At 66.1% G+C, this 26980-nt stretch carries 24 protein-coding genes and 4 pseudogenes; 15 read left to right on the top strand and 13 right to left on the bottom strand.

Annotated elements, in window-relative coordinates:
• Positions 1–88: 88 nt before the first annotated feature.
• The 3 genes from ACETMP_RS17960 to ACETMP_RS17950 all read right to left on the bottom strand — a co-directional run bounded on the left by ACETMP_RS17960 (position 89) and on the right by ACETMP_RS17950 (position 2486).
• On the bottom strand, positions 89–1006 hold the full coding sequence (locus tag ACETMP_RS17960; RefSeq protein WP_375157229.1) for a hypothetical protein: 918 nt from the start codon (positions 1004–1006) through the stop codon (positions 89–91).
• Between the two features lie 374 nt (positions 1007–1380).
• Positions 1381–1821, bottom strand: a complete 441-nt coding sequence (locus tag ACETMP_RS17955) for a nuclear transport factor 2 family protein (protein ID WP_375157228.1) — start codon at positions 1819–1821, stop codon at positions 1381–1383.
• Between the two features lie 218 nt (positions 1822–2039).
• Complete coding sequence (locus ACETMP_RS17950; protein ID WP_375157227.1) at positions 2040–2486, bottom strand: nuclear transport factor 2 family protein; 447 nt, start codon at positions 2484–2486, stop codon at positions 2040–2042.
• Between the two features lie 403 nt (positions 2487–2889).
• Here ACETMP_RS17950 and ACETMP_RS17945 point away from each other — a divergent pair, with 403 nt between their 5' ends.
• Positions 2890–3276: a hypothetical protein gene (locus tag ACETMP_RS17945; RefSeq protein ID WP_375157226.1), complete on the top strand. Its 387-nt coding sequence runs from the start codon at positions 2890–2892 to the stop codon at positions 3274–3276.
• Between the two features lie 100 nt (positions 3277–3376).
• On the opposite strand, the gene uvrB is transcribed toward ACETMP_RS17945, so the two are convergent.
• The 4 genes and pseudogenes from uvrB to ACETMP_RS17925 all read right to left on the bottom strand — a co-directional run bounded on the left by uvrB (position 3377) and on the right by ACETMP_RS17925 (position 7978).
• Positions 3377–6340 carry an excinuclease ABC subunit UvrB gene (gene uvrB / locus ACETMP_RS17940; protein ID WP_375157225.1) on the bottom strand — a complete coding sequence of 988 codons (2964 nt, stop codon included), beginning with the start codon at positions 6338–6340 and terminating at the stop codon, positions 3377–3379.
• A 93-nt stretch (positions 6341–6433) separates the two neighbouring features.
• Positions 6434–6664, bottom strand: coding sequence for a hypothetical protein (locus ACETMP_RS17935; protein ID WP_375157224.1), 231 nt, complete (start codon positions 6662–6664; stop codon positions 6434–6436).
• Positions 6665–6720: 56 nt separating this feature from the next.
• Positions 6721–6946: pseudogene (locus tag ACETMP_RS17930) on the bottom strand (hypothetical protein).
• Positions 6947–7059: 113 nt separating this feature from the next.
• Positions 7060–7978 (bottom strand): annotated as a pseudogene (locus ACETMP_RS17925) (LysR substrate-binding domain-containing protein).
• Between the two features lie 209 nt (positions 7979–8187).
• On the opposite strand from ACETMP_RS17925, the gene ACETMP_RS17920 reads away from it, so the two are divergent.
• The 3 genes from ACETMP_RS17920 (at position 8188) to ACETMP_RS17910 (ending at position 10153) form a co-directional block, all read left to right on the top strand.
• Complete coding sequence (locus ACETMP_RS17920) at positions 8188–8967, top strand: TSUP family transporter (protein ID WP_375157223.1); 780 nt, start codon at positions 8188–8190, stop codon at positions 8965–8967.
• Positions 8964–9194 (top strand): hypothetical protein, encoded by a 231-nt coding sequence (locus ACETMP_RS17915; RefSeq protein ID WP_375157222.1) that lies wholly within the window; start codon positions 8964–8966, stop codon positions 9192–9194. Before ACETMP_RS17920 ends, ACETMP_RS17915 begins: the two co-directional genes overlap by 4 nt.
• A gap of 260 nt (positions 9195–9454) precedes the next feature.
• On the top strand, positions 9455–10153 hold the full coding sequence (locus ACETMP_RS17910) for a glutathione S-transferase family protein (RefSeq protein ID WP_375157221.1): 699 nt from the start codon (positions 9455–9457) through the stop codon (positions 10151–10153).
• Positions 10154–10239: 86 nt separating this feature from the next.
• Here the strand turns inward: ACETMP_RS17910 and ACETMP_RS17905 are convergent.
• Positions 10240–10438: pseudogene (locus ACETMP_RS17905) on the bottom strand (hypothetical protein).
• Positions 10439–10552: 114 nt separating this feature from the next.
• On the opposite strand from ACETMP_RS17905, the pseudogene ACETMP_RS17900 reads away from it, so the two are divergent.
• The 3 genes and pseudogenes from ACETMP_RS17900 to ACETMP_RS17890 all read left to right on the top strand — a co-directional run bounded on the left by ACETMP_RS17900 (position 10553) and on the right by ACETMP_RS17890 (position 13658).
• A pseudogene (locus ACETMP_RS17900) lies at positions 10553–11964 on the top strand (DUF1800 family protein).
• A 2-nt stretch (positions 11965–11966) separates the two neighbouring features.
• A complete protein-coding gene (locus ACETMP_RS17895; protein ID WP_375157220.1) occupies positions 11967–13187 on the top strand; it encodes a DUF1501 domain-containing protein in 1221 nt (406 codons plus the stop codon).
• 147 nt (positions 13188–13334) lie between these two features.
• Positions 13335–13658, top strand: coding sequence for an antibiotic biosynthesis monooxygenase (locus ACETMP_RS17890; RefSeq protein WP_247558532.1), 324 nt, complete (start codon positions 13335–13337; stop codon positions 13656–13658).
• Positions 13659–13840: 182 nt separating this feature from the next.
• Here ACETMP_RS17890 and ACETMP_RS17885 read toward each other — a convergent pair whose 3' ends face one another.
• The 4 genes from ACETMP_RS17885 to ACETMP_RS17870 all read right to left on the bottom strand — a co-directional run bounded on the left by ACETMP_RS17885 (position 13841) and on the right by ACETMP_RS17870 (position 16513).
• Positions 13841–14296 (bottom strand): GNAT family N-acetyltransferase, encoded by a 456-nt coding sequence (locus ACETMP_RS17885; protein ID WP_375157219.1) that lies wholly within the window; start codon positions 14294–14296, stop codon positions 13841–13843.
• 69 nt (positions 14297–14365) lie between these two features.
• On the bottom strand, positions 14366–15169 hold the full coding sequence (locus ACETMP_RS17880) for a PAS-domain containing protein (RefSeq protein WP_375157218.1): 804 nt from the start codon (positions 15167–15169) through the stop codon (positions 14366–14368).
• 358 nt (positions 15170–15527) lie between these two features.
• The gene (locus ACETMP_RS17875; RefSeq protein ID WP_375157217.1) at positions 15528–15704 is read right to left on the bottom strand and encodes a hypothetical protein; all 177 of its coding nucleotides are present in this window, start codon (positions 15702–15704) and stop codon (positions 15528–15530) included.
• Between the two features lie 158 nt (positions 15705–15862).
• Positions 15863–16513 (bottom strand): glutathione S-transferase family protein, encoded by a 651-nt coding sequence (locus ACETMP_RS17870; RefSeq protein ID WP_375157216.1) that lies wholly within the window; start codon positions 16511–16513, stop codon positions 15863–15865.
• A 604-nt stretch (positions 16514–17117) separates the two neighbouring features.
• Between ACETMP_RS17870 and ACETMP_RS17865 the strand changes: the two genes are divergently transcribed.
• From ACETMP_RS17865 to ACETMP_RS17835, 7 genes are all read left to right on the top strand, one after another.
• The gene (locus ACETMP_RS17865; RefSeq protein WP_375157215.1) at positions 17118–18320 is read left to right on the top strand and encodes a pyridoxal phosphate-dependent aminotransferase; all 1203 of its coding nucleotides are present in this window, start codon (positions 17118–17120) and stop codon (positions 18318–18320) included.
• Positions 18321–18570: 250 nt separating this feature from the next.
• Positions 18571–19050: a DUF992 domain-containing protein gene (locus ACETMP_RS17860; RefSeq protein WP_375157214.1), complete on the top strand. Its 480-nt coding sequence runs from the start codon at positions 18571–18573 to the stop codon at positions 19048–19050.
• A gap of 201 nt (positions 19051–19251) precedes the next feature.
• Entirely contained in the window at positions 19252–21300 is a 2049-nt protein-coding gene (locus ACETMP_RS17855) for an elongation factor G (protein ID WP_375157213.1), read from the top strand.
• A 334-nt stretch (positions 21301–21634) separates the two neighbouring features.
• Complete coding sequence (locus ACETMP_RS17850) at positions 21635–21907, top strand: helix-turn-helix domain-containing protein (protein WP_028134433.1); 273 nt, start codon at positions 21635–21637, stop codon at positions 21905–21907.
• A 107-nt stretch (positions 21908–22014) separates the two neighbouring features.
• The gene (locus ACETMP_RS17845) at positions 22015–23787 is read left to right on the top strand and encodes a SulP family inorganic anion transporter (RefSeq protein WP_375157212.1); all 1773 of its coding nucleotides are present in this window, start codon (positions 22015–22017) and stop codon (positions 23785–23787) included.
• 77 nt (positions 23788–23864) lie between these two features.
• Positions 23865–24704 carry a shikimate dehydrogenase gene (locus ACETMP_RS17840; RefSeq protein ID WP_375157211.1) on the top strand — a complete coding sequence of 280 codons (840 nt, stop codon included), beginning with the start codon at positions 23865–23867 and terminating at the stop codon, positions 24702–24704.
• Positions 24705–24760: 56 nt separating this feature from the next.
• Complete coding sequence (locus ACETMP_RS17835) at positions 24761–25387, top strand: hypothetical protein (RefSeq protein WP_375157210.1); 627 nt, start codon at positions 24761–24763, stop codon at positions 25385–25387.
• 104 nt (positions 25388–25491) lie between these two features.
• Here ACETMP_RS17835 and ACETMP_RS17830 read toward each other — a convergent pair whose 3' ends face one another.
• The gene (locus ACETMP_RS17830; RefSeq protein ID WP_375157209.1) at positions 25492–26628 is read right to left on the bottom strand and encodes an L-lactate dehydrogenase; all 1137 of its coding nucleotides are present in this window, start codon (positions 26626–26628) and stop codon (positions 25492–25494) included.
• 108 nt (positions 26629–26736) lie between these two features.
• Here ACETMP_RS17830 and ACETMP_RS17825 point away from each other — a divergent pair, with 108 nt between their 5' ends.
• Entirely contained in the window at positions 26737–26904 is a 168-nt protein-coding gene (locus tag ACETMP_RS17825; protein ID WP_167772118.1) for a hypothetical protein, read from the top strand.
• Positions 26905–26980 lie beyond the last annotated feature (76 nt).

The following is a 26980-nucleotide window of genomic DNA, read 5'->3' as shown; positions in this document are numbered from 1 at the left end:
AGAGTGTGAACGCCATTGCGGGGATGCGAAGCTCCAGCCAGGCCGGCGGTCTGCTCCCTCGCCCCGCTTGCGGGGAGAGGCGAAAGAGTCACCAGCTCTTCTTGAAGCCGGCCGTCACGCTCTTGTTGATCGCGCCTTGCGAGGTCTCGCCGACCGAGCCGGAGACGGTGACGCTGTCGAACAGCTTCTGTTCGGCGCCGACCTTGCGCAGCCATTTGTCGTCGGTGGTCGACAGCGTCTGGCCGGCGGTGATGCTGGTGCCGGTGTCGGTGAGGGTGACCTTGGCGGCCTGGTCGGTTTCGTAATTGCGGATGATGTGGCCGCCGATGCCGGGCACGGCGCCGGTGCCCTGCTGGTTGACGCTGTAGCCGTTCTGAAGCGTCAGCGAGGTGTCGCCCGACAGCGGCACCGATTTGGTCAGCGAGGCCCCGATCTTGCTCTGCTCGGCGCCGGGATCGACGCGGGCTTCCACCGCGGTCTTGTCCCAGATCGCACCCGCGCCGGGCGCGGTTGCCGTCGCCCAGGCGCTGCCGGAGGATTGCGGCAGGTTGCCGCCGTTGCTGGCCCTCTGCGCCAGCAGCTCGGACATCGTCCGCGGCTCACTCGTCACCGTCATGTCGGCGCCGATCCGCGTGTCCCAGAACGGGGACACGGACTGCTTCACCGTGACCGCCGAGGAGCCGTTCGGGTTGGCGTTGGACGACCAGTCCAGCCCGTCCCTGGCGGCGGCCTGGGCGCGCTTCTTGGCGGCCATGTCGATGCCGGTGCCGGCATCGACCGCGAGCTGGCTCCAGTCGAGCTTGTCGACGTCGATGCCTTTGAGCACGTCGGGATCGTTGACGTCGACCGGCTCTGCCGCCTCGGTTTCGGCCTCGTCGTCAGGTGCGGCCGCGCTGGCGGAGAAGGGCGGGAGGATCTGCGCCGAGACCGTCAATACCGAGCCCAAAATGAATGCGGCCGCCAGCGTCGGCAGCCTGGCCCAGCCAAACCTTGTCGAGAATTCCATCGTCCTGCCCGCGAGCCCCAGCGCATGCTGACCGACAATATATATCGGCCGTCGGCAAAGACCATGCGCCATTCCGCGCGGAAAATGCTGATCCATCGTTGCGAAATTGTGGCGGTGGATTTGAGGCGGCGAACCAACGGGCCGCGCGGAAGGCGCGCGCCCGATGACGAGCTTCTGGCGCGACGGCATCCGGCGGGGCTGGAAGCCAGGACGTCGCAGCCGGCATCGTCATCGGTCCCGAACGATGGGGCCCGTTGGTGTCTCCTGAAGCGCGAGGATCATCATCGCGCTTCAGGTTGTCGTTTGCGCATGATCTTTTCGGAGAACCGCTGCGCACTTTGCGCTAACGCGGCCCTTCGGGTCCGGATCGTGCGTCAGCCGACGCGGGTCATCTTCGGCAGATGAATGGCGCGGCCGAGGGCCTGCTCGACCAGATCGAACGTGTCGATCAGGACCCGCATGCTGACGAGCTTGCCTGCCCTGAACTGGGCGAACTGCGCGACCCGCAGGCTGATCGGCTTGTTGGAATCCAGGGCGGTCAGCGAATAGCGCACCATCGAGGCGGCGGAATCGACGCCGAGCATGATGCTTTCGCGGTCGAAGCGGTGGACTTGGAAATTGTCGGCGAGCTGGTGGATGACCTCGATCACGGCCGCCTTGCCCCGGCGTGCGCCGAGGAACGGAAACATGTCGATCGGGCCGTAGAGCGCCCACTCGACGTCCTCGTCGATCAGGGCCTCGATATCCCCGAAATACTGGTCGTTGATCGCGCGGTGCAACGCGCGCGAGAAACGCCAGAGGCTGTGCTCTGTCATTTTGGGCAGTCCTGAAGCTGGCTTGCGAAAAGAAAACGAAAAACACCCCACGCGCAGTCAGCTGGCGGGGGTCAACTCATTTGTATACGAACAATGTAGCGAGCTTCGGCCAAAACGCAATTCACGTTTTTGCAATGCACCATTGAATGGATTTTGTGAGATTTACAATAGAACCCCGTAATCTTCCGGGTTCGGAACCGGGTTCCAGGCAAGACGGGTCAATCCGCCTGCACACCCGTGATCAACGGCCCGATCTCGCGCTCCAGCACCTGCTGCACCAGATCGTAGGAATCGATGATCTCGCGGATCTCGGCCACCAGCCCGCCGCGGAAGGTATAGAACACCGCCATGTCGAACTGCACGATGCGGTCGTTGCTGCGCTTCCTGAAATAGGTCTGCATGTAGGTCGCGACCGCCTCGCCCTCGGCGACAATGCGCGGCGCCTTGTAGCGGATTTCCGAATAGCGCGACCAGATCGTCTGCCACAGCTCGCGCAGCTCGGCCTTGCCGTGCCGGGGGCCCATATGCGGCAGCACGTCGATCGGCGCGTGGGTGAGGAAGTCGACGTCGTCGGTGCAGCAGGACAGCGCCGCCTCGATATCGCCGCCCACGAAGGCGTCGAGCAGATTCAGCACGCGTTGGCGATTGAGCTTCTCGACCGTCATTCCGCCCGTCCCTTTTTGGCCGTTGTGCAACGCTAGCGCGTGGTCCCGCGAACCGGCAATCCGCAAAATCACAGGGATGTTGCAGACCTTATGACGCGCCGGCGCAATGCCAGGTTCATGGCATGCAACTAAAAGTCGAGCTGTGGATTGGCAGCGCGAATTTCGTGCCAGCTCGGCTGCGTGGCGCGCCATGCCCATGGCGCAACGCGGCCCCGCGCAGCCGCCCGGAACCGCAAGGCGCCCAGTGGGGGCAGGGGTAATTGTAGTTTGTCATTCCGGGGCGCCGCGGAGCGGCGAGCCCGGAATCCATCGCGCGACAGGCCGGCTATGGGGCGTGACCCGCCTCACATCACCCAAGGCCCGCAGGGGGTAGCGTCATCCCATGTCACCAGGGAGACGTGCCATGGCTGCCATCGCCAGAGTCCGAAAGTCCCGCCTGCACAATGCGCTCGAAGGCCTCGCGCTGACCACGATCCTGCAGAGCTTCCCGACCTTCGCCCTGGCCGCCTTCCTGCTCAAGCTCTGCGGCGATCGCGACCTCGCCGGCGACCCCGGCGTTGCCATCTTCGTCGCCATCGCCTCGCTCGCCCACGCGCTGCTGGCCGTGACGTTTGGCCCGAGCCTCCCGCACCTGTTCAAGACCGTCTACGAACCGAAATTCTTCGAGGCCCATCTGTCGCTGTCCGACAAGATCACGGCATGGCGCACCCAGCCGGTCGCCTCGCTGCAACTGGTGACCATCGTGCTGCTGCTGTCGGTGATGGCCGTGGTGACGGCGAGCGTGGGGTAGGATGGCCCCCGTCATTTCAGGGGCCGCAGAGCGGCGAGCATTGATGCGCAATTGCGCATCTGAGAATCCATCACCACGAGCGGCGCTAATGAACCTACGCCTACCTCTTCTTCCACCCCCCGCGCCGCCCCGGCATCCCACCCGTCGACTTCGGCGCCGGCCCGAATTCCGGCCCGGACTGCCGCGAATCCGTCGGTTGGATGATCCGGCTGGTGCTGCCGAACGGCTTTGCCGGCAGGCTCGGCTTCTCGCGATAGGGCAGCGATTCCGGGCCGTGCATCTCGTCGAGATGCGGCTTGTGCACCTTCGAGCCAGAGCCGCCGCCGCCGCTCGCCTTCAGCGCGGAGCTGACGGTTTTCTTCTTCATGGCGCTGACGGGGAGGTTGGCCGCGTCGCCGTATTTCCTTGTACCCGCATAGGCGCCGGCCTTGCCGGCGACGGTGCGCTGCTTGGCGGTGGGGTCGTCGACCACAGCGAGTTCGGTGGCGCGCAGGCGCTTGACCTCGTCGCGCAGGCGCGCGGCTTCCTCGAAGTTCAGGTCGGCGGCGGCCTCGCGCATCCTTGTTTCGAGATCGGCGAGCACGGCTTCGAAATTGTGGCCGATCGAGATGACGTCGTCGGTCATGTCGTGGCCGCCGACCTCGACCAGCACGTGGTCGCGCTCGTAGACCGAGTTGAGGATGTCGCCGATCTGCTTCTTCACGCTCTCCGGCGTGATGCCGTTGGCGTTGTTGTACTCGACCTGCTTCTCGCGGCGGCGGTTGGTCTCGGCGATGGCGCGCTCCATCGAGCCGGTCATCTGGTCGGCGTAGAGGATCACCTTGCCGTCGACGTTGCGCGCGGCGCGGCCGATGGTCTGGATCAGCGAGGTCTCGCTGCGCAGAAAACCCTCCTTGTCGGCGTCGAGGATCGCGACCAAAGCGCATTCGGGAATGTCGAGGCCCTCGCGCAACAGGTTGATGCCGACCAGCGCATCGAACGCGCCGAGGCGCAGATCCCTGATGATCTCGATGCGCTCGATGGTGTCGATGTCGCTGTGCATGTAGCGGACGCGAATGCCCTGCTCGTGCAGATATTCGGTGAGGTCCTCCGCCATGCGCTTGGTCAGCACCGTGATCAGCGAGCGATAGCCGGCCTGCGCGGTGGCGCGGACCTCGCCGACGAGATCGTCGACCTGGGTGCGGGCCGGGCGGATGTCGACCGGCGGATCGATCAGCCCGGTCGGGCGAATGACCTGCTCGACGAACACGCCCCCGCTCTCGTTCAGCTCCCAGCCGCTCGGCGTCGCCGAGACCGCGATGGTCTGCGGCCGCATCATGTCCCATTCCTCGAAGCGGAGCGGACGGTTGTCCATGCAGGAGGGCAGGCGGAAGCCGTATTCGGCCAGCGTCGCCTTGCGACGGAAGTCGCCGCGGAACATGGCGCCGATCTGCGGGATGGTGACGTGGCTCTCGTCGGCGAAGATCAGCGCGTTGTCGGGCACGTATTCGAACAGCGTCGGCGGCGGCTCGCCGGGGCGGCGCCCGGTGAGATAGCGCGAATAGTTCTCGATGCCGGCGCAGCTGCCGGTCGCCTCCATCATCTCCAAGTCGAAGGTGGTGCGCTGCTCCAGCCGCTGCGCCTCCAGCAGGCGGCCCTGGTTGTGGAGCTGGTCGAGCCGCTGCTTCAGCTCCGACTTGATCGACTTGATCGCCTGCACCAGGGTCGGGCGCGGCGTCACATAATGCGAGTTGGCGTACATCTTGATGAATTCGAGCTCGTCCTGCTTGTGGCCGGTGAGCGGATCGAACTCCTCGATGGTCTCGATGGTGTCGCCGAACAGGTTCACGCGCCAGGCGCGGTCCTCATAGTGCGCCGGGAAGATGTCGATGACGTCGCCGCGCACGCGGAAGGTGCCGCGGGTAAAGTCGGCCTGGGTGCGCTTGTACTGCAGCGCGACGAGGTCGGCGATCAGCTGGCGCTGGTCGATGCGCTCGCCCTTCTTCAGCGCGAAGGTCATCGCGGTGTAGGTCTCGACCGAGCCGATACCGTAGATGCAGGACACCGAGGCGACGATGATGACGTCGTCGCGTTCGAGCAGCGCGCGCGTCGCCGAGTGGCGCATGCGGTCGATCTGCTCGTTGATCGAGGAATCCTTCTCGATATAGGTGTCGGTGCGCGGGACGTAGGCTTCCGGCTGGTAGTAATCGTAATACGAGACGAAATACTCGACCGCGTTGTCCGGGAAGAAGTTCTTGAACTCGCCGTAGAGCTGGGCGGCCAGCGTCTTGTTCGGCGCCAGGATCAGGGCCGGACGCTGCGTCTTCTCGATGACCTGCGCCATGGTGTAGGTCTTGCCCGAGCCGGTGACGCCGAGCAGCACCTGGGTGCGGTCGTTGCGATTGATGCCCTCGACCAGCTCGGCGATCGCGGTCGGCTGGTCGCCGCGCGGCTCGTAGGACGACTTGATCTCAAAGCGCACGCCGCCTTCGGACTTCTCCGGGCGCGGCGGCCGGTGCGGGGTCCACACCTTGGTGGAGCCGTCGTCCTTGCGGAACTCCGGCCGGCCCTCGCGGATCAGCGATTCCAGGGCATCGGCGGTGGCCTTGACGCCGAGCGCTTCCATCTTGCTGCGCGGCGGCCGCGCCAGCGCCTCGGCATCGTCCTCCTCAGTGGGAAGCCCGAGCTGCCGCGCCAGTTCCGGATCGAGCGTCGGGATGGTGGCCGCCGTGCCATAATTGGCCTGCGGCGCTTCCTCCAGTCCGGCAAGCTCACCGGACTGACGGGCGCCCGGCGGCTGCGGATTGGGGCGCAGCGGCATAGGACGCGCATGATCCTGCGGAAATTCCTTCGGCGTCGACGCCCGCGCGCGATGCGCCGCGGCCTCGCCGCCGGATCGGCGGTCGCGCGAATTGTCCGGCGGCGGCTGCAGGCCGGTGCCCGACCCCAGGCCCGCATCGCCGCGATTGATCGCAGGATTGAGCAATTCGGCCAGCGCCGGCCCGATCGGCTGCACGTCGGGCCGGTGAGCTTTGGATTTCGGGGATTTGCCGGATTTTTCGGAGGATGCAGGTTTCTTCGCCATCAGGCGAATATGGGACGAGTCCGCCTCCCGATAAAGGGCGAATGCCCGTCGCCATGCAGGCTGCTGACAGCAGGTTGGCAGCAGGAAGGAACCTTACGCCGCCGGCAGCGGACCCTCGCCGTCCTCGCTCGCCTGATAGGGTTCGAGGATGTCGAGATGGATGCCGCCGCAATCGGTGCAGCGCATGGCCCAGTACTCGCAGCCGGCGCGCCCGCCGATGACGCGGAGCACGGTGAGATCGCCGTCGCATTCCGGGCAGTTGGACTGCACAGCGCGGGCGTAGATCCTCGGCCGCGACGGGTCTTCGAATTCGATAACTGACATGGCCGATTGCCCCTTCTTGACCTGCGCTGTCCCCGGCTGGCTGCCGCCCGGCCCGCTCATTCGTCGTCGCTGTCGGTCCGCCGGCGGAAGCGGTCGATGTGGTGCTTGGCGTCGGCGATCGCGGCGTTCTGATCCGGCCAGGCGAAACCGACTTCCATGGCCGGAAACAGCACGCCGTCGATGGCGAGAGGGGCTGAGATCGGCGCGGCGGATGCGGGCGTGCCAGAGGCCTTTGCCAGCCTCGAAGGATTCGATGTCAAAGCCGTCGTAGAGGGTCGTCATGGTCGTCCCCGAAAGTGTTCCGTACGTGTCTTGTTGGAGGGTCAGGGGACCATGTTTGCGATGTTCGGGATGTGAAGCCGTTCACAAGCCGTCGGCTTTTTTGCCGTCCGGCGTCAGTTCCGTGCCGCCGAGCGGCCGCTCCGCTTCACCGGCCGGGCCGCGGGTTCCGCCGCCGCCCGCATGATCCAGCGGCGGAACGCGGCGAAGTCGCGCTGCTCGGTCTGGAAGCTGCGATAGAGCAGATACCAGCGCATGCCCTTGGGCACCGAGAGGTCGAAGGGTGCCACCAGCCGGCCGGCGGCAAGGTCGTCGTCGATATAAGGGCGGATGCCCATGGCGATGCCGAGTCCGTCGGCGGCGGCCTGCAGCGCCTGGCCGTAGAACTGAAACTCCGGTCCCCGCGCGTTGATGCGGGGGACACCGGCGGCCTTCAGCCAGATCGGCCAGTCCTCAGGCGAGTGCGCGACGCGGATCAGGCTCGGCCCCTTCAAATCGGCCGGACGCTTCAGGCCGCTCGCGAGACAGGGGCACGCAGACCGGCGTGAGGTCGCCGGCGAACAGCGGCTCGGCGACGAGGCCGGGCCAGTCGCCGGTGCCGAGCTTGATGCCGCAGCTCCAATCCTCGCCGAACGGCACCGACGCGCCGCCGGTGGTGAAGCGCACCTCGATATCGGGCTCCTCGCTGCGAAACTCCGACAGGCGCGGGATCAGCCAGCGCATCGCAAAGGTGTGGCCGACGCCGATGGTGAGCACGCGGACGCTCGCGGGCGCCGTCACCTGCGCGGTGAGGCTGGCCAGCGCATCGAAGATCGGCGTCAGCCCGCTCTGATAGGCGCGGCCGGCCTGCGTCAGCACCAGGCGGTTGGCCTTGCGCTCGAACAGCGCGACGCCGAGTCGCTCTTCCAGCAGATGCACCATGCGGCTGACCGCGGCTGCGGACACGCTCAGCTCGAGCCCGGCTGCGGCAAAGCTGCCGGTCCGCGCCGCCGCCTCGAATGCCTTGATGCCGTTGAGAAACAGCAGCCGCCGCAAATGCAGGACCCTTGTGCCAGACCCTCAGGAAAGCTGAGGCCAGGGCAAGATAACTCAGTTTGCGCGAGACGAGCAAGCGAGGCACTAGAATGAGCGCAATTCCTGCTGATTTGGCGGAGCGCGGGCGCGGCCTCTTCGCCTCTCCCCGCAAGCGGGGCGAGGGCAATGAGCAGCTCACGTCCCTTACATGCACCGCGGAGATTTTGCTCGTGACGCCCCTCATGATCGCTGCCCTCGGATTGCTGATGGTCGCCACCGCGTTCCTGTCGGGGCTGTTCGGCATGGCGGGCGGACTGATCCTGATCGGCGTGCTCTTGGCCTTGATGCCGCTGCCGACCGCGATGGTGCTGCACGCGATCACGCAGATGGCCTCGAACGGCTGGCGCGCGTTGCTGTGGCGGGCGCATATCCGCTGGCGGCCGGTCGCGAACTACATGGTCGGCGCCGCCGTCGCGCTCGCGGCCTGGTCGCTCACGCGCTACGTGCCGGACAAGCCGATGGCGCTGCTGCTGCTCGGGGTCACCCCGTTCATGGCGCGGCTCCTCCCCGCGAACATCAAGCCGGATCCCGATCGCCTCTGGCAGGGCACGGTCTACGGCACGATCTGCATGGGCCTGATGCTGATGACCGGCGTCTCCGGCCCGCTGCTCGACACTTTCTTCCTCGGCGGCAATTTTGGCCGGCGCGAGAAGGTGGCGACGAAAGCGATGTGCCAGGTCGTCAGCCATTTCACCAAGCTGATCTATTTCGGCGGCATCATCGATCAGGCCGCAAGCCTCGATCCTGTGCTCGCCGGCGTCGCAATCGCCGCCTCGATGCTCGGCACCACGCTGGCGCGGCGCATCCTGGAGGCCATGACCGACCAGCAGTTCATCGCCTGGTCGAACAGGCTGATCACCACCATTGCCTGCTATTACATCGCCCATGGCGGCTGGCTGTTGCTTCGCGCGCCGGTGCTGGCCGCCTTCGACAAGGGAGGTTTGCAATGAGCGAGACTGCCGATCCGCTGGTGCTGGACTTCGTCGAATGGGTCGCGCGCGAGCCGCGCGCCTATGCCGAGGTGATCTCGACCTGGAAGACCTCGTGCCCGCGTCTCACCATCTGGGAAGACGCCGCTGAGCGCGGCTATGTCGCGCGCGAGACGATTGCAGGTCTCGGGCTGGTCATCGCGGTGACGGAGGACGGCGAGAGGTTGCTGCGCACGAACGGGCGGTGACTCTTCCCTTTGCTCCGCGTCCTCACTGTCATCATCCGCGAAGGCGGATGATCCAGTAATCGCCAGCAGTCATGTTTCTCACGACCGCCGCGGCGTACTGGATGCCCCGCCTGCGCGGGGCATGACAGGGAGTTTGACACACATCTCTCCACAACGTCGTTGCGAGCGTCAGCGAAGCAATCCAGAATATCTCCGCGGCGGCAGTCTGGATTGCTTCGTCGCAAGGGCTCCTCGCAATGACGGAGCCAGTGGAGGCGCCTTTGTCACTCAAACTTTACGAACTCGTCGGCACCGACCCCTCGCGTCCCTTCAGCCCGTATTGCTGGCGCACGCGGATGGCGCTGGCGCACAAGGGCTTGTCGGCGGAATCGCTGCCCTGGCGCTTCACCGAGAAGGGCACACTTGTGCCGCACGGCTCGGAGAAGGTGCCGGTGCTGCTGCACGATGATAAGCCGATCGTCGATTCCTGGACCATCGCGACCTATCTCGAAGATAAATTTCCGGATCGTCCGTCGCTGTTCGGCGGCGAGGGCGGCCGCGCCATGGCGCGCATGATCAATGCATGGGGTGATATCGCCATCGTCGGCGGCATCTTCCCGCTGATCGTCGCCGACATTCCGAACAATCTCGGCGAGACCGACGCGGGCTATTTCCGGCAGTCGCGCGAGGCGCGCTTCGGCGGCAAGAGCCTGGAAGATGTCATGTCGAGCCGCGACACCGGCGTGGCCGGCTTCCGCAAATCGCTCGAGGTGATGCGCCAGACGCTCAAGAAGCAGCCTTTCATCGGCGGCGAGGCGCCGAACTATGCCGACTATATCGTGTTCGGCGGCTTCCAATGGGCGCGCGTGGTGAGTCCGTTCAAGCTGCTGGAGGCGGACGATCCGATCCATGCCTGGCGGGAAAAACTGCTCGACGCCTTCGGCGGCATGGCGCGGACATCGCCGGGCTATCAAGTATAGGCTTCGTAGGGTGGGCAAAGGCGCGGAGCGCCGTGCCCACCATCTCTCTCGATCGCCAAAAATGGGTGGGCACGCTGCGCTCCACCCTACGGTACTGCCGTTGCTGCTGCCTTGCGCAAACACTCCCGGCACAGGCAATCCTCGCCCTCGACCGGCATCGGTAGTTTCGCAACCTCTTCTGCGCACCAGCATGTGCCCGAGAGATCGCAACCAAACTCGGTGCCGCAGCGCGCGCGAGGCGAGGCGGCGCGGTTCCGGCGGTGAGGATTCTTTCGGATTTGTCATGATCTACGTCGAAGCTTCGCCGTGATTTTCATGTCGGGTTCATCGGTCGTTGCGGTATATTAGGCCTCGCACGCGGACTCGGAAAGCGGCTCCCGGCACGCGAAGGACAAATCGATGGCCCGCGATTCGCAAGCCGCGCTCGTTGCGCTCAACCGCTTCGGCCTCGGTGCGCGCGGCGGCGCCTCGGGCGATCTGATCAACGCCAGCTCCGATCCGCGCGGCTTTGTGAAGGCGGAGCTCGCGCGCGCAAGGGGCGTGCTGCTGGAGGCGCCCGGTCTGCAATCGACGCAGCAGCTCGGGCAGGCCGTCTTCGCCTATCAGGATCAGGTCAAGCAGGCGCGCGAGGCGGCGAAGACCGCCGCGCCCGCCGACATGCCGGCGCCGAACGAACAGAAGCCTGCGCCGCAGCCGCTCAACGTGATCCAGAAGACCTTCCGCACTGAAGCGCTGGCGCGGTTGCAACGCGCGACGCTGGCGGAGTGCGGCTTCACCGAACGGCTCGTCGTGTTCTGGTCCAACCATTTCTGCATCTCCGCGAGCAAGGGCGAGCTAGCCCGGATCTGGGCCGGCGCGTTCGAGCGCGAGGCGATCAGGCCGCACGTGCTCGGGCGCTTCGCCGACATGCTGAGGGCGGTGGAACAGCATCCGGCCATGCTGTTCTTTCTCGACAACCAGCAATCGCTCGGCCCGGACTCGCGCGCCGGCCAGAACCGCAAGCGCGGCCTGAACGAAAATCTCGCGCGCGAGATCATGGAGCTGCATACGCTCGGCGTCGGCGGCGGCTATACGCAGGACGACGTCACCTCGCTCGCGCGCATCATCACCGGCTGGACCTTCGCCGGACGACAGGGCCAGCTCGGGCCCCCGGCTCCTTCGTGTTCAACGCCAATGCGCACCAGCCGGGACCGCAGACGCTGCTCGGCAAGACCTACGAGGCGGCGGGGCTCGCGCAGGGCGAGGCCGCGCTCGCCGACATCGCGCGGCATCCCTCGACCGCGAACTTCATCGCCAGCAAGTTCGTCCGTCACTTCGTTGCCGACGATCCGCCGCCGGCGCTGGTTGCGCGGCTGCGCGACGTCTTCGTCAAGACCGACGGCGATCTCAAGGCGCTTGCGACCGCGCTGGTCGATTCCGACGCGGCCTGGAAGGCGCCGCTGACCAAGATGCGCAGCCCCTACGATTTCCTCGTCGCGAGCGGACGGTTGCTCGCGCGCGTGCCGGAGGACCCCGGCGCCTATCTGAACAATCTCAATCTGCTGGGCCAGCCGCTGTGGTCGCCGGCAGGGCCGAACGGTTTCCCGGATACCAGCGCCGCCTGGGCCGCGCCCGAAGGGATCAAGCTCAGGCTCGATATCGCCGCGCAGATCGGCGCGCGGCTCGGCAACAATATCGACCCGCTCGACCTTCTCGAATTCGTGGCGGCCGATGCGGCCTCGATCGAAACGCGCCGAACCGTCGAACGGGCGGAGTCGCGGCAGCAGGCGCTGGCGCTGCTCCTGATGTCGCCGGAAATGCAGAGGAGATGATCATGATCGACTGCGTCGAGAACCGGCTCCTCACCTCGCGCCGCAGCCTTTTGCTCGGCGGCGCCTCGTTCGCGGCCTGGGCTTACCTGCCGAAATTCGCACGCGCGGCCGATGGGCGTGATCCCCGGCTGATCGTGGTGATCCTGCGCGGGGCGCTCGACGGGCTTTCGACCGTCGCGCCGATCGGCGATCCCGATTATGCCGGCCTGCACGGCTCGATCGCGCTCGCCGCGGACGGCGCCCATCCCGCGATCCCGCTCGATTCCTTCTTCGCGCTGCATCCGGCGATGCCGGAATTTTCGCGCATGTATCGGAACAGGCACGCCGCGGTGATCCATGCGGTGGCGACGCCCTATCGCGACCGCTCGCATTTCGACGGCCAGGACGTGCTCGAGAGCGGTTATGCCGGGCCGGGCCGCGTGCAGTCCGGCTGGCTCAACCGCGCGCTGGAGGCGCTGCCGCGCGGCGAGCGCGTATCGAGTGGTCTTGCGGTCGGACCGACCACGCCGCTGGTGCTGCGCGGCAACGCACCGACCGTCGGATGGGCGCCGGTGGCGCTGCCGCAGGCGGATGACGACACCGCGATGCGCCTCGTCGATCTCTACCGCCACCGCGATCCCGCACTGGCGGCGGCGCTGTCGCAGGGCCTCCAGCTCGACAAGGCCGCGAGCGGCGACGACATGAAACGCAAGCCCGGCAACGCGGTGGCGCAGATGCGCCAGGTCGCGCGCGGCGCGGCCAAGCTGATGGCGACGGATGACGGCCCGCGCATCGCCGCGCTCGCCTTCGACGGCTGGGACACCCATGCCAATGAAGGCGGCCCGGTCGGCCGTCTCGCCTTCCTGCTCGGCGGGCTCGACGGCGCACTCGCCGAATTCGAAAGCGGCCTGGGAGAGCGCTGGCGCGACGCTGTCGTCGTCGTCGCCACCGAATTCGGCCGCACCGCGCGCATCAACGGCACCGACGGCACCGATCACGGCACCGGCACGATCGCGCTGCTCGCCGGCGGCGCCGTGAAGGGCGGCCGCGTCATTGCGGAGTGGCCGGGCCTCAAGCTTGCGAACCTCCACGACGGCCGCGACCTCAAGCCCACCACGGACCTGCGCTCGGTGATCAAGGGCGTGCTGCAAGGACAGTTCGACCTGTCCGATCGCGTGCTGGCGGAAACGGTGTTTCCGGATAGCGCGAGCGCGAAGCCGATGAGGGGATTGGTGGCATCATAGCAGCCGCCGTCATTCCGGGGCGCGCAAAGCGCGAGCCCGGAATCCATCTCACCATACGTTTTGACGCAAAATGGATTCCGGGCCCGCGCCTTGCGGCGCGTCCCGGAATGACGACATGATGGGCCGAGCATCAGGAGAACCACACCCATGTACATCGCCATGAACCGCTTCCGCGTCGCCAAGGGCTCCGAGGCCGCCTTCGAGCAGGTCTGGCTTTCGCGCGACACGCACCTGGACAAGGTGCCGGGCTTCGTCGAATTCCATCTGCTGCGCGGGCCGGAAGCCGAGGACCATACGCTTTACGCCTCGCACACGGTCTGGGCGAACCACGCGGCGTTCGAGGCCTGGACCAAGTCGGAGGCGTTTCGCGCCGCGCATCACAGGGCAGGCGACAACAAGCCGCTCTATCTCGGCCATCCCCAGTTCGAAGGTTTCGAGGTGATGCAGACGGTGGGACGCGGCGCCAAATAGCGCCGCCGGCTGCCGCTGACGAGGCCGACAAAAAATGCGGCCCCTGTCAGACGCGGCGACTGACGGGGACCGCTTTGAAGCGCTTGACCGGTGACGGGGCCTGATCAGACGCAGCTGCACCGTAGCCCCGCTATGTTACGCGCGGGTGACAGCGGTACTTATCCACAGGGTGCGTGCGGGGGTCAGAAGACCTTGCGATAGACGATGAAGCCGGAACGCTCCGCGACCTTGTCGTACAGGCGCTGCGCCGTCAGGTTGGTCTCGTGCGTCTGCCAATAGACGCGTGGCGATCCCGCCAACTTTGCCCGTTCGTAGACGCCGTGGATCAGGGCCGAGGCGACGCCCTTGCCGCGCGCGGCTTCGAGCGTGAACAGATCCTGCAGATAGCAGGACGGCTCGATCGCCGTGGTGCTGCGATGGAACAGGTAGTTTGTCATGCCGAGCAGCTTGCCGTCGCTCTCGGCGACGAGGCCATGCACGGGCTCATAGGCATCGAAGAAGCGCTGCCACGTCATGCGCGTGATCTCGGGAGCGAGTGCGGTCGGGCCGGAGCGGCCGTAGAAGGCGTTGTAGCCGTCCCACAGCGGCAGCCATTGATCATGGTCCTGCCTGGTGACGGAGCGAACGGTGAGCGACATCTGGATTCCGCGATCGACGAAGCGTCTTTCATACGGATGATGGGTGCTGCGATCAATCGCGCAGTTGCATCACTCCGCGACGCGCAGATACCGGATCAGGCCGCGGCCGGTGGGATCGCGCAGCGAGCGGTAATAGTCGGCGCGTGACGGCGCGTCGGTGTGACGCACGAGATCGGTCACCGGGGTGTAGCTGAGCATTCGTCCGCCGTCCGGCAGTGCCGTGCAGACGAAGCGCAGCACGTCGCCGCTGCGCAGGGCGATGTTGATCGGCGTGGCATCGCCGGTCCGCACCATCTCCATGCGCTGCGCGATGAAAGTGCCGAGCTCGTCTTCGGGCAGCTCGAACGCACCGGTGTCGCGGCCGTGATACATCAGCGCGATGAAGGGCGGCTTGCCGTCGGCGATCTGGTCCGGTACGGCGAAATAATCGCGGAACGCACGGTTGATGAACTCGGCGCGTGTCTCGGCATCGAGCAGCACGATGCCGATATCGACCTGGTCGAGCGCGGCCGACAGCCGCGCGGCGGTGGCGTGGCTGCGACGCTCGGCCGCGAACGTGCCGAGCAGCCGCTGGCGCATCAGGCCGGTGATGCCAGCGGTGCCGGCAGCGGCGACGGCCAGGAGGCCGAGCTGGACCAGATCGGCGATGGAGGCGGATACGCCGTGGCGGCCGAGCACGAGCAGCGTTGCACCGATCACCGCGATGGCTGCGCTGGTGACGGCGGAGGCGAGACCCGACAATGCACCGGCGAGCGCCACGATGCCGACGAGCAGCGGAGCCGGCGTGGGGATCAAGCGATCAAACAGCATCGCCAGCAGCAGGGTTGCTGCCGTCAGCACCGGACCGGAGATCGCACGCCATCCGAACCGCATGGACAGTCTCGCCCTCACGACGGAGGTAAGACCGCAAGTCTGACTGATCGTTGCGCTGCTGCGATGCGGATTCGTGCGGTGTGCTTAGGGCGCGCTTGCTCGCAAGCCTAAGGCTTTCGGATGATTTTAAGCCAAGTGCGTGTGCTTGAGCGGCTGTTGCAGCGCAGGCGCATTCAGTGTCGACGTTCCCGGCGCCTTGCGCGTACCGACGACGATCAACAATGACGCCGCGACCAGGATGGCCGCAGTCAACGTGATTGCAACGACTACCACAGGTGATTTCATCAACGTCCTGTCACGATGCCGGCCGGCGCGGGGCATGCGGCGCCTTGAAGACAGGACCGGGATGAAACGGGAATCAGACCGGCAGGCCCATCGCCATGGTCGCCTTGGTCGACAGCACCGTCAGGGCGACGATCAGGCACAGCGAGAGTGCGGCGACGGCGAGCGAGGCCGCAACCGCGTTGGTCAGCCGGGAAGACGCAACGGTAGCGGGATGGCCCTGAAAGCCGGCCGTGCCGGACGCCCGTGTCATGGTCTAAATCCTTCAACGCGCGAGCGAATCACCCGCGATTTTCCACAATTTCCCAGCTTGAGCCGGCAACATTGCGGCGGCCATCCTGTTGAAAATGGCCGGAATGCGGCAAATAATACCTTTATGCCCGCTATTCCCCAGGACAGCGGGCGGTGCCGTCATGCGCTGGCGGCAATGCTGGCGGGGTTGTCGACGTCGGCCGGTCGCCAGTCCATCGACACGAAGCCGGGCGCGGCTTCCACCCGCTTCAGCCAGTCCCGGATCGCCGGGAAGGTCGAAAGATCGAAGTCGCAGCGGTCGGCCAGGTGGGTGTAGCCGTACAGCGCGATGTCGGCGACGGTGAGCTGGCGCGCGGCGAAATAGGCGTTGGTCTTCAGGTGATTTTCCATCACCTGGAGCGCGCCATAGCCGCGCTCCATCCAGTCCTCCAGCGAATGGGTCTGCAGGTCGCGGCCGCCCTTGACCAGCGACAGCCAGAAATAGGCGGCACCGATGTTCGGCTCGAGCGCGTGCTGCTCGAAGAACATCCATTGCAGCGCCTCGGCGCGGTCGATGCGATTCTCGGGCGCAAGCGGGGTGCCGACGGCGACGTACCAGAGGATGGCGTTGGACTCGGCAAGATAACGGTCATCGCCGACCTCGAGCAGCGGCACCTGTCCTGACGGGTTCTTGCTCAGAAAGTCCGGCGTGCGGCTCTCGCCGCGCAGAATGTCCACCTCGATCGCTTCGTAGGGCAGATTGAGCAGCGCCAGCGCAAGGCGGACCTTGTAGCTGTTGCCGGAGCGTTGCATCGAATAGAGCTTGTACATTCTGGAGTTCGATTCCGAAGACGGGAGACGCGGCGCTTGTTGCCCCTGAGCGCGGCTAAACAATGATGCCGATGCGAATCCGCTGCAAGGGTCAGCCAATAGAAAAACTCGAAAACCCTACCGCATTGCAATGCAGCGAAAGATCATTTCCGCGTGGCCATGCACATCAGTTCACGCTTGCGTCAACGCGTGGACGTATCGTCGCGCGCGCTTGTGTGAATGGCTGAGCAGAAGTGACGAGACGCTGAAACCTCCACATCGTATTGGCCGGCCCTGACCCCGTTACGTCGAGGTTGCACTCGACGCCTTGGTGTCGGGGCCAGCCAAGCTCCAGTGAAGATGGCGGGCCCAGGCATGTGCCGTCTGCTCGATCGCGAACGGTCTGAAATTGCTCCGAGGACAAGCCTTGCCGGATATGAGGGGTTTGCACGGCAAGTTTGCGGAAAATTGCGGAAATCCTGCCTCGACCCGCGCCAGATCCGTAAACTTTCTCGGATCGGGCCGAAGTTTCTTGCGGTGCAGCGGCTCACGTTTTAGGGTGGCTGCATTCCCACAATCGGAGTCGTGAGGCGAATGGTTTCACGACGCTTGTCAGGAGATGACGATGTCCTTCCTTGCCGCTGCGCTCGACCGTGTGAAGCCGTCCGCGACCATCGCGGTCACGGATAAAGCACGCGCGCTGAAAGCGGCGGGCCGCAACGTCATCGGCCTGGGGGCCGGCGAGCCCGACTTCGACACGCCCGCCAACATCAAGCTGGCGGCGATCCGCGCCATCGAAGCCGGCAAGACCAAGTACACCGCGGTCGACGGCATTCCCGAGCTGAAGGAGGCGATCATCGCCAAGTTTCAGCGCGAGAACGGCGTCACCTACAAGCCGAACCAGATCATCGTCGGCACCGGCGGCAAGCAGGTGCTCTACAATGCGCTGATGGCCACCATCAATCCGGGCGACGAGGTGATCATTCCCGCGCCGTATTGGGTCAGCTATCCCGAGATGGTTGCGCTCGCCGGCGGCGAGCCGGTGCCGGTGGTCTGCACCGCCGCGGCCGGTTTCAAGCTGCAGGCCGAGGCGCTCGAGCGCGCCATCACGCCGAAGACCAAATGGGTGATCCTGTGCTCGCCGTCGAACCCGACGGGAGCTGCCTACACGCGTTCGGAACTGAAGGCGCTCACCGACGTGCTGGTGAAGCATCCCCATGTCTGGGTGATGACCGACGACATGTACGAGCACCTCGTCTATGACGACTTCCAGTTCACCACGGTCGCGCAAGTGGAGCCGAAACTCTACGACCGCACCCTCACCGTGAACGGCGTCTCGAAGGCCTATTGCATGACCGGCTGGCGTATCGGCTATGCCGGCGGTCCGGCGCAGCTGATCAAGCCGATGTCGACGATCCAGTCGCAGTCGACCTCGAACCCGTGCTCGATCGCGCAATGGGCCTCGGTCGAGGCGCTGAACGGTCCGCAGGACTTCATCCCCGCCAACAACAAGGTTTTCAAGGAGCGGCGCGACCTCGTCGTCTCCATGCTCAACCAGGCCAAGGGGATCGAGTGCCCGCGTCCCGAGGGCGCCTTCTACGTCTATCCGTCCTGCGCCGGCACGATCGGCAAGACCGCGCCGTCGGGCAAGGTGATCGGCAATGACGAGGACTTCGTCACCGAGCTGCTCGAGACCGAAGGCGTCGCGGTGGTGCAGGGTTCGGCCTTCGGCCTCGGACCTGCATTCCGCATCTCCTACGCGACCAAGACCTCGGATCTCGAAGACGCCTGCAAGCGCATCCAGCGCTTCTGCGGCAATCTGCGTTAAGCCAATCGCGACAGTGCAAATCGGAAAGGCCCGCTTCGGCGGGCTTTTTTGTTCTGACGGGTGAAGATTCACTCGGGGCAAGAGGTGCAGCTTTATCCCCGTCATTGCGAGCCAACGGGTCCGCGCGAACCGCGGCCCAATGGCTCGCAATGACGGAGGATCTGGCACGATCACGGCTCTTGTGGCATAGACGCGCAACGCGGGTGACGCTCTCTCTGCTCGCATCACATCATCGCCGGAGATATTGTTCATGCGCCGTTCGCTCCTTCTCGCCGGACTCACCGCCGCCAGCCTCGTCGCCTCGGTCGCGAACAGTGGCGCGCAGCAGCGGATGGCCCGGGTCGGCGTGCTCGAATGCCGCGGCGGCGCCAGCGTCGGCTTCATCGTGGGATCGGTGACTCATCTCGGCTGCGTGCTGCGCGCCGACGGCTTGCCCGATGACCGCTATGTCGCGACGATCCGCAAGGTCGGCCTCGACATCGGTATCACCCAGGAGACCGCGCTCGCTTGGGGCGTGTTCGCACCGGTCGACCGCCTCGGCCCCGGCGACCTCTCCGGCAATTACGTAGGCGCGCAGGGCAGCGCCTCGGTCGGCGTCGGCTTGGGCGGCAACGTGCTGGTCGGCGGCTCCAACAATTCGATCGCGCTCCAGCCGCTGAGCGTGCAGGGCCAGGTCGGCTTCAACATCGCCGCCGGCCTCGAGAGCCTGGAACTCCGTCCGGGCCGTTGAGCGCCTGGGGCGCTGCTGCTTCACCTCTCCGCGTCGGGAAGAGTTGGAACACCGAGCCTGCTCCGTAGAATTATAAGACTTGATCTAACTGACGACGCACCGCAGCGACGTTTGATGCTTGCCAAATCTCGGGGAGGGGGCAGAGCATCCGCGTTTGCCGACCCAATCACGGGCCGAGCTCCACACCAAGGAGGCGGCGAAATGGGACAAGACGTCAGAAGTCCCCGAGGTCCACGGTGCATCGCGCTGGTGGGCCCTTTCCAAAGCGGTAAAACCACACTTCTCGAAGCAATATTGGCGCGAACGGGCGCAATCCCGCGCGCCGGCAGCGTCGATGCCGGAACTTCCGTCGGCGATGCCACGCCGGAGGCCCGTCATCACAAGATGACCGTCGGGCTGACTGCCGCCACCACGAATTTCATGGGCGACAGCTACACCTTTCTCGATTGCCCCGGTTCCATCGAGTTCGCCCACGACATGCGCGCCGCGTTGCCCGCGGTCGACGCGGCGATCGTGGTCTGCGAGGCCGACGAAAAGAAGCTGCCGCAGCTTCAGATCATCCTGCGCGAACTGGAGGAGCTGAAGGTCCCGCGTTTCCTGTTCCTCAACAAGATCGACCGCGCCAGCCAGCGCATCCGCGAGACGCTCGCGATGCTGCAGCCCGCCTCCCGCGTGCCGCTGGTGCTGCGCCAGATCCCGATCTGGAAGGACGAGCTGATCGAGGGCTTCGTCGACCTCGCGCTGGAGCGCGCCTTCATCTATCGCGAGCACAAGGCCTCCGAGGTGGTCGCGCTCGAAGGCGGCGATCTCGATCGCGAGAAGGAAGCCCGTTTCTCGATGCTGGAGAAGCTCGCCGATCACGACGATGCCCTGATGGAGCAATTGCTCGAAGACATCCAGCCGCCGCGTGATGCGGTGTTCGACGATCTCGCCCGCGAATTGCGCGATGGGCTGATCTGTCCGGTGCTGCTGGGCGCCGCCGCGCGCGAGAACGGCGTGCTGCGCCTGATGAAGGCGCTGCGTCACGAGGCGCCCGGCATCGCACAGACCGCAAGACGCCTCGGCGTGCCCGAGAGCAAGGACGCGCTCGGCTACGTCTTCAAGACGCTGCATTCGCAGCATGGCGGAAAGCTGTCGCTGACGCGGCTGCTCGCCGGCCACCTCGACGACGGCGCGACGCTGCAATCGTCCTCCGGCGGTGCGGGGCGCATCTCAGGCATCCTCGCCGTCAACGGTGCCTACGACACCAAGCGCGCCGCGGCAGAGGCCGGCGACACGGTGGCGCTTGCCAAGCTCGATCCGATCAAGACCGGCGACACGATCTCGAACGGCAAGACGCCGCCCGCGGCGTTGATCACGATCGAGCCGACGCCGCCGGTGCTCGCGATTTCGATCGCGGCGGCCGATCGCAAGGACGACGTCAAGCTCGGCCAGGCGATGGCGCGGCTGCACGAGGAGGATCCCTCCCTGGTCGTGGTGCAGAATGCCCAGACCCACGACACGGTCTTGTGGGGCCAGGGCGAGATGCATTTGCGCGTCGCCGGCGAGCGGCTGCGCGACCGCTTCGGTGTCAAGGTCACCTCGCATCCGCCCGCGATCGGCTACCAGGAGACCATCCGCAAGCCGATCACCCAGCGCGGGCGTCACAAGAAGCAGTCCGGCGGCCACGGCCAGTTCGGCGATGTCGTGCTCGACATCAAGCCGCTGCCGCGTGGCAACGGCTTCAAGTTCGCCGAGAAGGTGGTGGGCGGCGCAGTGCCGCGCAACTACATCCCGGCGGTCGAAGAAGGCGTCGTCGACGGATTGGCGCGCGGTCCGCTCGGCTTCCCCGTCACCGACGTGGAGGTGACGCTGACCGACGGCTCCTATCACAGCGTCGACAGCTCCGATCTCGCCTTCCGCACGGCGGCGCGGATCGGGCTCAACGAAGGCCTGCCGCAATGCCAGCCGGTGCTGCTGGAGCCCATCCACGTGGTCGAGATCGTCTGCCCGACCGAGGCCACCGCCAGGATCAACGCGATCCTGTCGGCGCGGCGCGGCCAGATCCTCGGCTTCGACACCCGCGAGGGCTGGAGCGGCTGGGACTGCGTCCGTGCCATGATGCCGGAAGCCGAGATCGGCGAGCTGATCGTGGAGCTGCGCTCGGCCACCGCCGGCGCCGGCAGCTTCACGCGCCAGTTCGACCACATGGCCGAAGTCACCGGCCGCGCCGCCGACCAGATCATCGCCGCGCATCAGCACGCGGCGTGAATCTGTCTCTCGCCTCGTAAGAGGTGCGCAGTAAGCGGAGGCTCCGCTCTCTCACGCTCTCCCCGTTCTTACGAGGAGAGCGCGTGGAGAGGGGCTGCCTCTGCAAGCGCGCCTCTCATTCAGGCCGCGCCGGCGGCCAAACCACCGTCATTGCGAACCGAAGCAATCCAGGCTGTCTCTGCGGAAACAGCCTGGATTTGCTTCGTCACCAGAGCTCCTCGCAATGACGGAGGAGACAGACGGGCAGCCCCTTGCGCTCGTCGCGAGATGATGTATTTTATATCATTGTATACGTTCTAGATATCATTTATGGGTCCTGGTAAATGAGGCCGAGGTGATCACGTCATTTCAGATGCGGGCAGCCCGCGCGCTGCTCGGCATTGACCAGAAAACCCTGGCCGAGCTTGCCGGTGTGTCGTTGCCGACCATCCAGCGGATGGAGGCCTCGACCGGCAACGTACGCGGCGTGGTCGAGACCCTGATCAAGGTGGTCGAGGCGTTCGAGCGGGCCGGCGTCGAGCTGATCGGCGAGCAGGTCCGCAGCGACGGCGGCGGGCGTGGCGTTCGCCTGAGGGAGCCCGGACCGCCGCGCCGTGTCGGAGCATGATCGGGGCGCGTCGATCGTGCTCGGGATCAGGATGGCTGGCGCATCGGTCGCAACACGGGACGCACGATGCTTGGGAGCAACGAGGGGCAGCGGAGCAATTTGCCGAGATGAGCATCACGAGCGATCACGCGGAACGGCTGCACCAGCCGCGTCAGCCGACCTTTGCCGAACTGTATCTGCCGAAGCTCGTCACCGTCTGGCGTGAAGGCTACGGCCTCGAGGATTTCCGCGCCGACGTCTTCGCGGGCCTGACCGTTGCGATCGTGGCGCTGCCGCTGTCGATGGCGATCGCGATCGCCTCGGGCGTGACGCCGGACCGCGGCCTCTACACCGCCGTGGTCGGCGGCTTCATCGCCTCGCTGCTCGGCGGCAGCCGGTTCCAGATCGGCGGCCCCGCCGGCGCGTTCATCGTCTTGGTCGCCGCGACCGCCGAGCGCCATGGCGTCGACGGCGTCATCCTCGCCACCATGATGGCAGGCCTGTTCCTGATCGCCGCGGGGCTGTTGCGGATCGGCACCTACATCAAGTTCATTCCCTATCCGGTGACGGTCGGCTTCACCGCCGGCATCGCCGTGATCATCTTCGCCAGCCAGCTCCGCGATCTCGCAGGCATCACGCTCGCGGGCAAAGAGCCCAGCGAATTCGTGCCCAAGCTGCTCGCGCTCGCCGGCGGCCTCGATACCCTCAATCCATCCGCGGTCGCCGTCGCCGTCGTCAGCATCGCCATCATCGCGGCCTTGCGGATCTGGCGGCCGTCCTGGCCCGGTATCCTGATCGCGGTCGTGTTCGCGGCCGTCGCGTGCGCGGTGTTCTCGCTCCCGGTCGAGACCGTCGGCTCGCGCTTCGGCGGCATTCCGCGCGAATTGCCCTCGCCGGCCTTGCCCGCGTTCTCGGTTGCGAAGGCGACCGCCGTGCTTCCGGACGCGATCGCGTTCGCGCTGCTGGCTGCGATCGAATCGCTGCTGTCTGCGGTGGTCGCCGACGGCATGACCGGGCGCCGTCACCGCTCCAATTGCGAGCTGGTGGCGCAAGGCGCGGCCAATATCGGCTCGGCGCTGTTCGGCGGCATCTGCGTCACCGGCCTGATCGCGCGCACCGCCACCAACATCCGCGCCGGTGCCCGCGGGCCGCTCGCGGGCATGCTGCATGCGGTCTTCCTGCTGCTGTTCATGCTGATTGCGGCGCCGCTTGCGAGCTACATCCCGCTCGCCGCGCTCGCCTCGGTGCTGGTCGTGGTGGCCTGGACCATGGCGGAGAAGCACGAGTTCGGCACCTTGCTGCGCTCCTCGTGGGGCGATGCCGTCGTGCTGCTCGCGACCTTCCTGCTGACGATCTTCCGCGACCTGACCGAAGGCATCCTGGTCGGCTTCGCGCTCGGCGCGGTGCTGTTCATCCATCGCATGGCGGAGATGGCGGGCATCGAGGAGCGCTCGCCGCTGGCCGTCGCCGACCGTCCCGACGACGGCAATGGCGACCGCGTTCCCTACGATCCCGCGCTTGCGGTCGATCGCGACGTGCTGGTCTATCGCATCACCGGTGCGTTCTTCTTCGGCGCGGCCTCGGCCATCGGAAGCGTGCTCGACGCCGTCGCCGACAAGCGCAAGGCCTTCGTGGTCGACTTCGCCGCGGTGCCGTTCCTGGATTCGACGGCGGCCAATGTGCTCGGCCGCGTCGCCGCCAAGGCCCACCGCGAGGGCATCAGGCTGTTCATCACGGGAGCTTCGCCGACCGTCCGCCGCGCGCTGCTCACCCATGGCGTGACGCCGCCGCGCGCGCGCTATCGCCAGAGCCTCGAGCGCGCGATCGCCGACATCAAGGGCGGCGCAAGCGAGGAGCGCCGCGCGCTGACGGCACGGCCGTTCACGCACCGGCCGGGCTGACCGGGCTCGTGGCGGCCGCTTGACAGAGCGGGCGCGACGCGAAATGGATCGCCTCGGAATACGACCCCGAGGGAAAGATGACCGCGCCCAGAACGCCTGCAGCCTGTCTGATCGGATGGCCGGCCGCGCATTCGCGCTCGCCGCTGATCCATCGCTATTGGCTGCGCACGCTGGGCATCGAAGGCGGCTACGTCATCGAGGCGGTTCCGCCCGAGGACTTGCGCGATTTCGTGCTGCGGCTGTCGCTGCGCGGCTTCGTCGGCGCCAACGTCACCATCCCGCACAAGGAGAGCGTGCTGGCGCTGTCGACGCCCGACGCCCGCGCCAAGGCCGTGGGCGCGGCCAATACGCTGTGGTTTGCCGATGGCGAACTGCACGCGACCAATACCGACGTCGAAGGCTTCATCGGCAATCTCGACGCCAGCGCGCCCGGTTGGGATGCGGCCGAGGAGGCGCTGGTGCTGGGCGCCGGCGGTTCCTCGCGTGCGGTCGTATTCGGGCTGCTCGAACGCGGCATCAAGCGCGTGCATGTTGCCAATCGCACCGTCGCCCGGGCCGAGGCGCTGGCAGAGCAGTTCGGGCCCGACGTGCATGCTGTGAAATGGGATGGCATCGACGACGTCCTGCCGCGCGCAAAACTTCTCGTGAACACGACCTCGCTCGGCATGCACGGCCAGCCGTCACTCGATGTCGATGTCGCGCGCCTGCCGCAGGCGGCCGTCGTCGCCGACCTCGTCTATGTTCCGCTGGTGACGCCGCTGCTCGCCGCCGCAGCAGCGCGCGGCCTGAGGACCGCCGACGGACTCGGCATGCTGCTGCATCAGGCGGTGCGCGGCTTCGAACTGTGGTTCGGCCGCCGGCCCGAAGTCACGGCCGAGCTGCGCGCGTTGGTCGAGGCCGATCTCACAAAGACTTGAGAGAATAGCGCAGGTGCTTCGGAGTTCTCCTTCCGTGGGGACAATCGGAGACCGTCATGTCTATGCAACGTGCAACTTTGACCCGTCCGCTGATCGCCGTCGCGATGGTGGCCATATCGACTTACTGCGCTCTTGCTCAGAGAGCGCCGGTGCCGACGCGCGTGCGCGGCACCATCGAGAAAGTCAGCAACGACATTCTGCAGGTCAAGTCACGCAGCGGCGAGGAGGTGAAACTCCGCCTCGCTTCCGACGTGAACGTATCGGGGATCACCAGGATTTCACTCGCCGACGTCAAGCCGGGTTCGTTCATCGGCGCGACCACCGTGCCGGGGCCCGACGGCAGCCAGAACGCGGTCGAGGTCCACGTGTTTCCGGAGAGCATGCGCGGCACCGGCGAAGGCTCGCGGCCCTGGGACCTCAAGCCGAATTCCAGCATGACCAATGCGACGGTAGCGGAAAGCGTCGTCAGCAATGACGGTCATACGCTGCTGGTCAAGTACAAGGACGGCGAGAAGAAGGTGTTCGTCGCCGACAACACGCCGGTCGTGACCTTCGTGCCGAGCGACAAATCCGAGTTGAAGCCGGGTGCCAAGGTCATCGCCTTCATCAAGCAATTGCCGGATGGTTCGTTCGAGACCAGCCGCGTCAGCGTCGGCCGCGACGGCCTGACGCCGCCGATGTGAGGCGAGGGACGCTTCCGTAGCGTCGTAGGGTGGGCAAAGGCGCACCAGCGCCGTGCCCACGTCTTTTTTCACTCAAGGTGGTGGGCCCGACGGCGTCTGCGCGCTCACATCGCGATGATATGATCGTCGATCTCGTCGATCCGGTTGACGCCGCACAGGCCCATGGTGGTCAGCAGCTCCTTCTGGATGATGTCGATCGCCTTGGCGACACCGGCCTGGCCGCCGGCACCGAGGCCATAGGCATAGGCGCGGCCGATCATGCAGGATTTGGCGCCGAGCGCGAGCGCGCGCATCACGTCCTGGCCGGAGCGGATGCCGCCGTCGAACATGATCTCCATCTTCTCGCCGACCGCATCCGCGATCTCGGGCAGCACCTCGATCGAGGACGGCGCGCCGTCGAGCTGACGGCCGCCATGGTTGGACACGACGAGGGCCTGCGCGCCGGTCTTGGCGGCTTCCTCGGCGTCCTCGACGTCGAGGATGCCCTTGATGATCAGCTTGCCCGGCCAGATGCTGCGGACCCACTCGACGTCCTTCCAGCTCAGCGACGTGTCGAACTGCGACGCGGTCCATTCGGCAAGGCGGTTGAGGTCCTCGGTGTTCTTCACGTGGCCTGCGATGTTGCCGAAGGTGCGGCGCTTGCCCTGCAGCACGCCGGAGACCCAGCTGGGCTTGCTGGCGAAATCCAGCAGCTTCGACAGCGACCATTCGGGAGGCACCGTCATGCCGTTCTTGATGTCGGCGTGGCGCTGGCCGATCACCTGCAGGTCCACGGTCAGCACCAGCGCGCTGCACCTGGCCGCGATCGCGCGCTGGATCAATTCCTTGATGAAGCCGCGGTCCTTCATGACGTAGAGCTGGAACCAGAACGGCTTCTCGACGCTGGCGGCGATGTCCTCGATCGAGCAGATCGACATGGTCGATTGCGTGAAGGGGATACCGGCGGCCTGCGCGGCACGGCAGGCGTGGATCTCGCCGTCGCCGTGCTGCATGCCGAGCAGGCCCACGGGCGCGAGCATCAGCGGCATGGTCGAGGGCTCGCCGAGGATCGTGGTCGAGGTGTCGCGCCTGGAGACGTCGACCAGGATGCGCTGGCGGAACTTGATCGCCTGCATGTCCTCGCGGTTGGCGCGCAGCGTCTCCTCGGCATAGGAGCCGCGGTCGCAATAGTCGAAGAACGCCTTCGGCACGCGGCGCTTATGCAGGGCGCGAAGGTCGTCGATACAGGTGATATGTTTCATGCTCGTTTCCCCGGCCCCCAAGCGTCTTGCATCGGAAGATTTCGAGGTCATCTAGCATGGTTGGATGCACAGCCAAATCGTTTGCGCGAGGTTTTGCAGGAGGCCGCCATGACCAAGCCGCACGCCGGACCTTCACCGGAGGAGATCAAGGAAAAGCATGATCTCGAGGAAGCGCTGGAGGAGGGGCTGGAAGAGACCTTTCCGGGCTCCGACCCCGTCAACGTCACCCAGCCGGCGCCGAGCCGGGAGGACGGCCACGTCAAACGCAGCAGCTAGCCGGTTCCGCCCGATTCCGGCAGGATCGCGGGAAATGGAGCGTTAACAAGACGTTATCGGAATCGCGGCGGGCTTG

It is taken from the genome of Bradyrhizobium dasycarpum (assembly GCF_042019905.1).
GTDB lineage: Bacteria > Pseudomonadota > Alphaproteobacteria > Rhizobiales > Xanthobacteraceae > Bradyrhizobium > Bradyrhizobium japonicum_B.
This window is presented reverse-complemented; position numbering and strand designations above follow the sequence as displayed.

What these genes read in the sequence shown, in the direction of transcription:
- ACETMP_RS17890 (WP_247558532.1), top strand. Translation starts at nt 13,335, where the DNA reads ATGTACATCGCCATGAACCGCTTCCGCGTCGCCAAGGGCTCCGAGGCC.
- ACETMP_RS17865 (WP_375157215.1), top strand. Translation starts at nt 17,118, where the DNA reads ATGTCCTTCCTTGCCGCTGCGCTCGACCGTGTGAAGCCGTCCGCGACC.
- ACETMP_RS17955 (WP_375157228.1), bottom strand. Translation starts at nt 1,821, where the DNA reads ATGACAGAGCACAGCCTCTGGCGTTTCTCGCGCGCGTTGCACCGCGCG.
- ACETMP_RS17960 (WP_375157229.1), bottom strand. Translation starts at nt 1,006, where the DNA reads ATGGAATTCTCGACAAGGTTTGGCTGGGCCAGGCTGCCGACGCTGGCG.
- ACETMP_RS17870 (WP_375157216.1), bottom strand. Translation starts at nt 16,513, where the DNA reads ATGTACAAGCTCTATTCGATGCAACGCTCCGGCAACAGCTACAAGGTC.
- uvrB (WP_375157225.1), bottom strand. Translation starts at nt 6,340, where the DNA reads ATGGCGAAGAAACCTGCATCCTCCGAAAAATCCGGCAAATCCCCGAAA.
- ACETMP_RS17915 (WP_375157222.1), top strand. Translation starts at nt 8,964, where the DNA reads ATGAGCGAGACTGCCGATCCGCTGGTGCTGGACTTCGTCGAATGGGTC.
- ACETMP_RS17840 (WP_375157211.1), top strand. Translation starts at nt 23,865, where the DNA reads ATGACCGCGCCCAGAACGCCTGCAGCCTGTCTGATCGGATGGCCGGCC.
- ACETMP_RS17880 (WP_375157218.1), bottom strand. Translation starts at nt 15,169, where the DNA reads ATGCGGTTCGGATGGCGTGCGATCTCCGGTCCGGTGCTGACGGCAGCA.
- ACETMP_RS17895 (WP_375157220.1), top strand. Translation starts at nt 11,967, where the DNA reads ATGATCGACTGCGTCGAGAACCGGCTCCTCACCTCGCGCCGCAGCCTT.
- ACETMP_RS17885 (WP_375157219.1), bottom strand. Translation starts at nt 14,296, where the DNA reads ATGTCGCTCACCGTTCGCTCCGTCACCAGGCAGGACCATGATCAATGG.
- ACETMP_RS17950 (WP_375157227.1), bottom strand. Translation starts at nt 2,486, where the DNA reads ATGACGGTCGAGAAGCTCAATCGCCAACGCGTGCTGAATCTGCTCGAC.
- ACETMP_RS17855 (WP_375157213.1), top strand. Translation starts at nt 19,252, where the DNA reads ATGGGACAAGACGTCAGAAGTCCCCGAGGTCCACGGTGCATCGCGCTG.
- ACETMP_RS17945 (WP_375157226.1), top strand. Translation starts at nt 2,890, where the DNA reads ATGGCTGCCATCGCCAGAGTCCGAAAGTCCCGCCTGCACAATGCGCTC.
- ACETMP_RS17875 (WP_375157217.1), bottom strand. Translation starts at nt 15,704, where the DNA reads ATGACACGGGCGTCCGGCACGGCCGGCTTTCAGGGCCATCCCGCTACC.
- ACETMP_RS17835 (WP_375157210.1), top strand. Translation starts at nt 24,761, where the DNA reads ATGTCTATGCAACGTGCAACTTTGACCCGTCCGCTGATCGCCGTCGCG.
- ACETMP_RS17935 (WP_375157224.1), bottom strand. Translation starts at nt 6,664, where the DNA reads ATGTCAGTTATCGAATTCGAAGACCCGTCGCGGCCGAGGATCTACGCC.
- ACETMP_RS17860 (WP_375157214.1), top strand. Translation starts at nt 18,571, where the DNA reads ATGCGCCGTTCGCTCCTTCTCGCCGGACTCACCGCCGCCAGCCTCGTC.
- ACETMP_RS17845 (WP_375157212.1), top strand. Translation starts at nt 22,015, where the DNA reads ATGAGCATCACGAGCGATCACGCGGAACGGCTGCACCAGCCGCGTCAG.
- ACETMP_RS17825 (WP_167772118.1), top strand. Translation starts at nt 26,737, where the DNA reads ATGACCAAGCCGCACGCCGGACCTTCACCGGAGGAGATCAAGGAAAAG.
- ACETMP_RS17830 (WP_375157209.1), bottom strand. Translation starts at nt 26,628, where the DNA reads ATGAAACATATCACCTGTATCGACGACCTTCGCGCCCTGCATAAGCGC.